Annotated in this window: 12 protein-coding genes and 1 tRNA gene; 3 read left to right on the forward strand and 10 right to left on the reverse strand. The window is 61.4% G+C overall.

All coding sequences use genetic code 11. From position 1 onward, the window contains the following. The first annotated feature begins 123 nt into the window (after positions 1–123). On the forward strand, positions 124–519 hold the full coding sequence (locus P1U55_RS12960; protein WP_301048042.1) for a cupin domain-containing protein: 396 nt from the start codon (positions 124–126) through the stop codon (positions 517–519). Positions 520–544: 25 nt separating this feature from the next. Here the strand turns inward: P1U55_RS12960 and P1U55_RS12965 are convergent, their stop codons facing one another. The 7 genes from P1U55_RS12965 to P1U55_RS12995 all read right to left on the reverse strand — a co-directional run bounded on the left by P1U55_RS12965 (position 545) and on the right by P1U55_RS12995 (position 6,278). Then, positions 545–850: a DUF4389 domain-containing protein gene (locus tag P1U55_RS12965; RefSeq protein ID WP_301048043.1), complete on the reverse strand. Its 306-nt coding sequence runs from the start codon at positions 848–850 to the stop codon at positions 545–547. 1 nt (position 851) lies between these two features. After that, on the reverse strand, positions 852–1,829 hold the full coding sequence (locus P1U55_RS12970) for a Gfo/Idh/MocA family oxidoreductase (protein ID WP_301048044.1): 978 nt from the start codon (positions 1,827–1,829) through the stop codon (positions 852–854). 60 nt (positions 1,830–1,889) lie between these two features. Continuing rightward, the gene (locus P1U55_RS12975) at positions 1,890–2,507 is read right to left on the reverse strand and encodes a class I SAM-dependent methyltransferase (protein ID WP_301048045.1); all 618 of its coding nucleotides are present in this window, start codon (positions 2,505–2,507) and stop codon (positions 1,890–1,892) included. Beyond that, positions 2,497–3,231 carry a phosphatidylcholine/phosphatidylserine synthase gene (locus P1U55_RS12980; protein WP_301048046.1) on the reverse strand — a complete coding sequence of 245 codons (735 nt, stop codon included), beginning with the start codon at positions 3,229–3,231 and terminating at the stop codon, positions 2,497–2,499. Before P1U55_RS12980 ends, P1U55_RS12975 begins: the two co-directional genes overlap by 11 nt. 61 nt (positions 3,232–3,292) lie before the next feature. After that, a complete protein-coding gene (locus tag P1U55_RS12985; protein ID WP_301048047.1) occupies positions 3,293–3,982 on the reverse strand; it encodes a phosphatidylserine decarboxylase in 690 nt (229 codons plus the stop codon). Between the two features lie 70 nt (positions 3,983–4,052). Beyond that, the gene (rpoH, locus tag P1U55_RS12990; protein WP_301048048.1) at positions 4,053–4,958 is read right to left on the reverse strand and encodes an RNA polymerase sigma factor RpoH; all 906 of its coding nucleotides are present in this window, start codon (positions 4,956–4,958) and stop codon (positions 4,053–4,055) included. A gap of 297 nt (positions 4,959–5,255) precedes the next feature. Next, positions 5,256–6,278, reverse strand: a complete 1,023-nt coding sequence (locus tag P1U55_RS12995; protein WP_301048049.1) for an RluA family pseudouridine synthase — start codon at positions 6,276–6,278, stop codon at positions 5,256–5,258. Here P1U55_RS12995 and P1U55_RS13000 point away from each other — a divergent pair. Further along, entirely contained in the window at positions 6,277–6,582 is a 306-nt protein-coding gene (locus P1U55_RS13000) for a DUF6476 family protein (RefSeq protein WP_301048050.1), read from the forward strand. The genes P1U55_RS12995 and P1U55_RS13000 overlap by 2 nt on opposite strands. A gap of 63 nt (positions 6,583–6,645) precedes the next feature. Here the strand turns inward: P1U55_RS13000 and P1U55_RS13005 are convergent. Together P1U55_RS13005 and P1U55_RS15880 are read right to left on the reverse strand one after the other, a co-directional pair. Then, positions 6,646–6,722 (reverse strand) — tRNA-His (locus tag P1U55_RS13005). A 44-nt stretch (positions 6,723–6,766) separates the two neighbouring features. Further along, positions 6,767–7,669: a helix-turn-helix domain-containing GNAT family N-acetyltransferase gene (locus P1U55_RS15880; RefSeq protein ID WP_366943054.1), complete on the reverse strand. Its 903-nt coding sequence runs from the start codon at positions 7,667–7,669 to the stop codon at positions 6,767–6,769. 106 nt (positions 7,670–7,775) lie between these two features. Between P1U55_RS15880 and P1U55_RS13020 the strand changes: the two genes are divergently transcribed. Then, positions 7,776–7,976: a DUF6324 family protein gene (locus P1U55_RS13020; protein WP_301048051.1), complete on the forward strand. Its 201-nt coding sequence runs from the start codon at positions 7,776–7,778 to the stop codon at positions 7,974–7,976. A 34-nt stretch (positions 7,977–8,010) separates the two neighbouring features. Here the strand turns inward: P1U55_RS13020 and P1U55_RS13025 are convergent, their stop codons facing one another. Then, the gene (locus tag P1U55_RS13025) at positions 8,011–8,472 is read right to left on the reverse strand and encodes an MmcB family DNA repair protein (protein WP_301048052.1); all 462 of its coding nucleotides are present in this window, start codon (positions 8,470–8,472) and stop codon (positions 8,011–8,013) included.

Genomic DNA, 8,472 nt, shown 5'->3' on the forward strand with positions numbered 1-8,472 from the left:
TCTTCGGTCCTTGCATAATGCCTCTCCCATGGGCGAGGGTCAAAGCCGAACGGACCCGCCGGACGCAGGGTGAAACCCGCAGCCGCCGCCCTATTTACCCTTCAACAACCATTGGAGCCTAAAATGAAGATCACACGGGCCGAAGATCAGCCAACCGCAAAAGGCTCTGCCGATTACTTCATCGGCGATGTGCGGCTCGACAATGCGCATAGCCCCGAGGCCGGGGCCGCTGCGGGGGCCGCGATCGTGAGCTTTGCACCGGGAGCGCGCACCGCTTGGCACACCCATCCGCGCGGGCAGTTGATCATCGTCACGGCTGGCCTTGGCTGGGTGCAGCGTGACGGCGGAGAAAAGCAGGCGATCCGGCCGGGTGACAAAGTGTGGTTTGAGCCGGGTGAGCGCCATTGGCACGGCGCACAAGCCGATCACGCCATGGTGCATGTCGCGGTCCACGAAGCCGAAAACGGCACCACCGTGGCGTGGCTGGAGCAGGTGAGCGAGGCAGATTACCTCGCCTGAGCGGCACCTTGGTTAACGCGCGGCCTTAATCCAGCTCGGTCCAGGGCCATGGCTTCACGTCACTGGCGGCGGTCAGATAGCGCGCGGCCTTGGCCATCCAGATCCCAAGGCTTTCGCCAAACTCCGCCAGCCGCGGGTTCGGCTCACCCTTGTTGATGGCCATCAGCACAAACTGCACCACCGTCATCACACCCAGCACCGCATATCCGATCTGGACCATGATCCAGATAAGCACCATAAAAAGAAGCCGCATCAACAGGTTATCGTCATCCGGCTCATCCTGCGGGCCGTGCATCCTGCCCTCAAAATTTTTGTCATCGCGTTCGGCCATCTCAGCCCTCCCTGCCCTTGGCAAACACCGCATCAATCACCGCCTGCGTGCCCCTGGCGTTTTCCAGCGTCCACGGATAGTCCACGCCCTCGCGCACCGTGCGGCCAAAGTTTTGCACCTGCTCAACGTATTGGTTAATGCGCGGAAACCGCTCTATCCGCCTGCCCAAACCATCCTGATGCAGCTCGATTTCCCCAATATCAAAGACATTGGGATTGAATGGCGCGGTCATCCTGATGATCCCCTGATCGCCGATGAAAACCATGGTTTGAATCGGGTGCATCCGCATCGAATTGAGCCAATGGGCGGTGAAGCTCGGGAACCGTGCCGATACCCGCGCCACCACATCCACGCCGTTTTCAAAGGTGAGGTCCGCATGGGTGATCTCCAGCGGCTCCTCGCCCGTCATCCAGCGGGTGCTGCCATAGGTGTAAACGCCAATATCCGGAATGCCGCCGCCGCCCTTTTCCGGCTGGTTGCGGAAATTGTCGGCATCCGGGTTATTGTAGGTAAACACCCCTTCCACATGCATCAACTTGCCAATCGCCCCGCTCTCCAGCATCTCCTTGGCACGGTGCCATTGGGGGTGATGCACAATCATATAGGCTTCCGCCGCCAGAAGCCCGGTTTGATCCCGCTTTTCAATAAGTTGGTCGATGTCATCGGCGCTCAGGGCAATCGGTTTTTCGGTAAGCACATGCTTGCCCGCGTCCATCGCCTTCAGCGTCCATTCCACATGCAAATGGTTGGGCAGCGGGATGTAAACCGCGTCAATCTCGGGGTCGTCCAGCAGGGCTTCATAGCTGTCATGCACCCGCAGCGACGGGCAAAAAGCCTGAAAGGGCGCGGCCTTTTGCGCCGATGAGGTGGCCAGCGCCACAAGCTCGGCCCCCTCGGCGGCATGGATCGCGCGGCCCATCTGCTCAAGGGCGAAATTGGCGGCCCCAAGAATGCCCCAGCGCAGCGGTTGGTCTGTCATATCTGCTCTCCCGGATGGCTGTTAGCGCCAACGCTAACGCCGCGCCGGGAGCGGCGCAAGTTAGCCCTGCTTTTCCAGCAGCAGGAAGGTCATCATGCCCATCGGCGGCAGCTTGTCGCGCTCAAGCTCCACCAAGCCGGGCGCGCCCATCACCCGCGAAATCGGGAAATCGGAGTGCCAGCCAAGCCTGGATTCAAGCGGTGCCGCAACCCGCTCCAACATTGCCAAAACGCCCTTGTCGCGGGCGAAATGGTTGACGATCAGCACCTTGCCACCGGGCTTCACCACGCGGGCAATTTCACGCATCACACGCTCAGGCTCAGGCACCACCGAAAGCACGTGCATGGCGCAAACATTGTCAAAGCTCGCATCGGGGAAATCCAGCTCACGGGCATCCATCTGGCGCAGCTCCTTGACCCGCTCCAGCTTCTCTTCGGCCACCCGTTCCTGCGCCTTGGCGAGCATCTCGGGGGAATAATCAATCCCCGTCACCTCAACCCCGTCACCGTAAAGCGGGAGGGCCAATCCGGTGCCAACCCCCACCTCCAGAACGCTGCCGCCACGGGCGCTGACATAGCCCGTCGCCCGCCTGCGCCCGGCGTTGGTAACGGCCCCGAAGGTCTTGTCATAGACCGGGGCCCACCGTTTATAAGTACTTGAAACTGCGTTAAGTTCCATCAGATCCTCTTTCGCCGCGAGCACGATAGGCGACCACCGCAATGATGGCCAGGTACAAAAACTGCACACATGACAACACAATCCAGGGCCAGGTGAACGCGATAGCCACAAAGGCCACCAAGCCCACCATCAGATACCGCACCATCTCTCGCTCAACCCGCATGGATTTGAACGACGGCGTCGGTATCTGCGAAATCATCAACAGGCCCACAACAATCAGCCACACGGCAATCATTTCCGGTGGTAGCGTCACATTGCCAAGACTATGTGACAGCGTGAAAGGCAAGAGCGCCAACAGGGCCCCGCCCGGCGAAGGGACGCCGGTGAAAACGTCTTTTTTGCTTGGTGGGTCATCGTCCAACAGGTCAATCTCGCCGTCTGCTCCCCCCTCGCGGGAGGACACATTGAACCGCGCCAGGCGCAGCACCGAGCAAACCGCGTAAACCAGCACCGCAATCCAGCCAAAATTGCGCGCCTCATCCAGCGCCCAGATGTATAAAAACACCCCCGGAGCAACGCCGAAGTTGAGAAAATCGGCAAGGCTGTCGAGTTCTGCGCCAATCGCGCTTTCCGATTTGAGCATCCGCGCCAAAGGCCCGTCGAGCCCATCCAGAATGGCCGCCAGAACGATCAGCGCCACCGCCATGCCAAAGCGATCCGCCAGCACAAACCGCACCGAAGTGAGCCCGGCACAGATCGCGCCGATGGTGACAAGGTTGGGCAAAAGTTGAACCAGCAGCAGGCGCCGGGAATGGCGCGGCTTTATGCGGGGGACGCGCGGCATATCAGTCGGCGCGCGCTCCACGGCGGGTGCTGTTGGCAAGATCAGCCAGCACGGTTTCCCCGGCGATCATCGCCTGACCCACCGCAACCAGCGGCTCCACCCCATCGGGCAGGTAGGTATCCAGGCGAGAGCCAAAGCGGATCAGACCAAACCGCTCGCCACGCTTCAGTGTAACGCCCTCGGCGGTGAGCGGCACAATACGGCGCGCCACCAGCCCGGCGATTTGGGTGACAACAAGCTCGCGCCCATCGGCCATTTCGATCAGCAGCGAGTTGCGTTCATTCTCGTCAGAGGCTTTATCAAGCTCAGCCGACAGGAACTTGCCCGGCTTGTAAGCCATTGTTTTCACAAGCCCCGGCACCGGCGATCGGTTCACGTGGCAATTAAAGACCGACATGAAAACACTCACCCGCAGGCGCGGTGTGTCGCCAAGCCCAAGCTCGGGCGGCGGTGCGGCCATTTCGATCAGGCTCACAATGCCATCGGCAGGGCTGACGACCAGCGTATCGCCCTCTGGCACATGGCGCACCGGATCGCGGAAGAAATAATAGCACCAGATGGTCAGAACAACGCCAAGCCAGCCCAACGGTGCCCAGATAAAGAAAAGCACCAGCGTTATAGCGGCAAAAATACCAACAAAGCGGTATCCTTCCCGGTGCATGGGTTTGATGAAAGTCTCGTGCAATTTCACGCGCGTGCCCCCTTCGGCTCGAGACAGGGTCTAGCTGCCTCCCCCTTCGGGATCAATGGCAACTTGGCGATCAGGCGTCTTCGCCCGTTGGCATCAGCCCCTTGTCACGCGCCAGCTCCTGCATCCGGGTTTGCAGCTTTTCAAAGGCGCGCACCTCGATCTGGCGGATACGCTCACGGCTCACATCATACTGGCCAGAAAGCTCCTCCAGCGTGACAGGCCGGTCCTTGAGGCGGCGCTGCATCAGGATGTCTTTCTCACGATCGTTCAGCACATCCATGGCCGAAACCAGCAACTCACGACGCACCTGCAACTCATTGTCGCGGGCGTAATCCTCGGCCTGGTTGGCGCCTTCGTCTTCCAGCCAATCCTGCCATTGGGCGCTGCCATCTTCGTCTGAGCCAACCGTCGCGTTGAGCGAAGCATCCCCGCCCGACATCCGCCGGTTCATCGAGATAACCTCATCCTCGGTCACGCTGAGCTCGGTTGCGATGCGCTTCACGTTTTCGGGGCGCAGATCGCCCTCTTCCAGCGCACCAATCTTGCGTTTGGCTTTGCGCAGGTTGAAGAAAAGCTTCTTCTGGGCGCTCGTGGTGCCCAGCTTCACAAGGCTCCAGGACCGCAGGATATATTCCTGGATCGACGCGCGAATCCACCACATCGCATAGGTCGCAAGGCGAAAGCCCTTTTCGGGATCAAAGCGCTTGACCGCCTGCATCAGGCCCACATTGGCCTCTGAGATCACCTCAGCCTGTGGCAACCCGTAGCCGCGATAGCCCATGGCGATTTTGGCGGCGAGGCGCAGGTGCGAGGTCACCAGTTTATGCGCCGAGGAGCTGTCTTCATCCTCAACCCAGCGCTTGGCGAGCATATACTCCTCCTCCGGCTCCAGCATCGGAAAGGTCCGAATCTCCTGAAGGTATCGGTTGAGGCCCTGCTCGGGAGAGGGGGCCGGGAGTCTTGTATAGTTGCTCATGCGGGTCCCTTTTCACTTTATTTCAACGGCCTGGTGAGGGGCTGCCCTCAACACAGATTGGATATATGCACTAAACCGAATGGTTCAAGTGCGTCACCAACCACCATTTTACAGCAGGGTCACGCGGGGGAAACAGAAATCACCCTGAAGCTTGCCACTGGCCCGCTCTCCTCGCCCCGGTTGCGCAATTTTAAAATTTCGGCCGGGACGTGCGCCATATGGTATTGCACGAAGGCCCTGCCCTTTTCGCCCGCCCTTACAGGCCAACCGGGGGCGCACATCACATGCACTCAGCGCCTAGCCTCTGAGGGCGGCGATGAGCTGCTCCATATCCTGTGGCAGAGGGGCGGTGAAATCCATCTCTTCGCCGCTGACCGGGTGGGCAAAGCCCAGCGTGGCGGCGTGGAGTGCTTGGCGGGGAAAGCCCTTTGCCTCCGCCGCGGCCTCTGCCCCAAGGATCTTTTCCGAGATCTTGCGCCGCCCGCCGTAAACCGGATCGCCAATCAGCCCGTGGCCGATATGCGCCATATGGGCGCGAATCTGGTGGGTGCGGCCAGTTTCAAGGCGGCATTCCACCAGGGAGGCGACCTCGGCAAAGCGCTCCAGCAATTCCACCCGCGTCACCGCGTGGCGCCCGCCGGTAAAGCACACCGCCTGGCGCTGCCGGTCGGTCTTGTGCCGGGCGAGCATGGTGGCGATCCGCAGCACCCCGCCGCCCTCAAACCGCGCGCCGCGCACGCCGCGCAGGCGCGGGTCTGCGGCATCGGGCACGCCGTAGCATACCGCAAGGTAGCGCCGCCGGGCGGTGTGGGCCTCAAACTGTGCAGCAAGCCCGTGATGCGCCGCGTCAGATTTGGCAACCACCAGCAAGCCACTGGTATCCTTATCAATCCGGTGGACGATGCCGGGCCGCTTTTCACCGCCCACCCCCGAAAGCTCCCCGCCGAAATGGTGCAACAGCGCGTTGACCAGCGTGCCGCTCGGGCTGCCCGGTGCCGGGTGCACCACCATCCCTGCCGTCTTATTGACCACAACCAGATGCGCATCCTCATAGGCGATATCGAGCGGAATATCCTCGGCCACCGTTTCCACCTCGGCGGCGATCGGCACGGTGATTTCCACCGCATCGCCCTCACCCACCTTGGCCCGCGCATCTGTTACCTCGGCGCCGTTCACCCGCACCGCGCCTTCCGCGATCAGCCGCACAAGCCGCGACCGGCTGAGCGAGGCGCTCTCTGGCACATCGCGGGAAAGCGCCTTATCAAGGCGCGGCGGCGGGTCAGCCGCTATGGTGAAGGTGACGAGGGAGGCATTGGCCATGGCGGCTCCGGAACAAGGCGAAATGCCGGTTGACCTTAAGTGGCTCAAGCGGCTGGTGACGGGTTTGACGCTGACGATGATCGCTGGGATTACAGTGATCGCCGCTCTGCTTATCATCCGGCTCTCATCAGCGCAAAGCCCCGGTTTTCCGCCTGAAATCACCCTGCCCGATGGGGTTGAGGCAAGGGCCGTGACCGCCGGGCAAGGCTGGTATGGTGTGGTCACCAATGATGGCCGCTTCCTTGTTTACAACAATAGCGGCACCCTGCGCCAAGAGGTGCAGATCAGGGGGGCGGCAGAGTAAGTGCCTTTGCTGGTGGTGCAAAGGAGCCTCTGCGCTGCAAACGCGACGTCTGTCAGGGGGGGATGGTACCGCCTACCCGGTTCGAACGGGTGACCTCTTGATCCACAATCAAGCGCTCTAACCTACTGAGCTAAGGCGGCACTGGGGGGCCGTTTAAACCGCGGCCCGGTTGATTGCAAGTGTCTCAGAGGTCGATCCGATAATCAATCACCACGGTGTTTTGGCCGAACTCCCGCTCGGGGCGGCTGGCGAGCTTTTCAAAGCCCGCCCGCTCGTAAAGACGGCAGGCGGCGGCGTGGGATTCGTGGGTCCAGAGCACCAGCTCGCGGTAGCCCTTTTCGCGGGCAAAGGTGAGGCAGGCATCAAGCATCTTGCGCCCAAGGCCGAGGCCACGCGCCTCGGGTTCAAGGAAGAACAGGCGCAATTGGGCGGTTGTGGCAGAGCGCGAAACGCAAAAGACCGAGCCCAAGCGGCGGCCATCGCCCCATGCAATCCAGCAGCGCTCGCGCGCAGGATCAGCGTTGCGCAGGAAATCGGCCATGATCTCGGCCACCAGCGCCTCAAAGGTTTGGTCATAGCCCTCTTCACGGGCGTAAAGTGCGCCGTGGCGCTCCACGATCCAGCCCGCATCTCCCGGCTGAAGCCCTTTCAACTCAATCGCTTGTGGCGGCGCGAAGGCCTGGCGAACACGCGCCAGGCCATCATTGAGCAAGGCGCGGTTATCGGGGTTGAGATCGGCCAGCGCCGCGCCAACAACCTCCCGCGAAGCGCTGTCAAACCGCGCCGCCAGCGCCCGGCCCGCAGCGGTGAGGGCAAGCAAACGGCGGCGGGCATCTTGCGGGTCGGGCGTGCGGGCAATCCAGCCCTTCTTCTCGAAGCTCTTGAGAAGGCGAGACATATAGCCCTCGTCCAGCCCCAAACGCTGCGCCATTTCGCGCGCCGGAGCCGCATCGCCATTGGCCAACTCCCAAAGCACGCGCACCTCTGTGACCCCAAGGCCGGAGCCAAGGTAGCTTTGCCCCAAAAGCCCCAAACGCTGGGTGTAAAAGCGCGAAAACCCGCGCAGCGCCTCGATATCATCGCTCAAACCGGGCCCTCCCCCACGCTCATTTTCCAAAAGCAAGCACTTACCCCCCTTGATTGCAAGGGCTTGGCGGGGTAGCTCCTCCGCTCATCCAGCCAAGGAGCCACACATGGGCATCAACAGCGAAAGCAACGTCGTCGCCAACATCCAGATCGGCCCCACCGATCAAGGCATGGTGCGGCTTTATGTGATCGGTGACGGGATAGACCTGCCGATGGATTTTGACCCCGAAGAAGCGCTGGAAATCGCTGAAGAATTGAAGGGCGCCGCGCAACGGGCCGCTGCAATGGTCGCGGGCAAATCGCGCTAGGGCGCGGTTACTTTCGGCAATTCAATAAGCTGTGTTACCCCTGAATAAGCCCGCTTGGCCGAGGGTCACGGAAGCTTTGCAGGCGTAGCGCCGCGTGACGGGCGAATTTTTGCACCATCATCTTGCGCCGCGCCGCTGGAAGCTTGCTTTCCGGCCCCATCCGGATGATCTCACCGCCGTAGCCATCTGCGATGATCAACCCGGTCTCCTGAGGCAGAAGCTCCGTCGGGAAATCGGCATCGACGGCCCAGAAAAACCGGTCACACCACTCCAGATAGCCCTGCCATTTGTGGTCTGACATGTAATCCGCGCGGCTTGATTTGCACTCGATCACCCAAACCTCACCCTTCGGCCCCAGCCCCATCACATCCACCCGCAGGCCGCTTGTGGGGACGAGCTCTTCGACGGTCACAAAGTCATGGGCGCGCATATGGCGGCAGACCCCTCGGGCGAGGATTTGGCCGGGTTGGGGGGAGGTGGATTCGGGTGTCAGCAT

The organism is Vannielia sp. (assembly GCF_029212645.1).
GTDB lineage: Bacteria > Pseudomonadota > Alphaproteobacteria > Rhodobacterales > Rhodobacteraceae > Vannielia.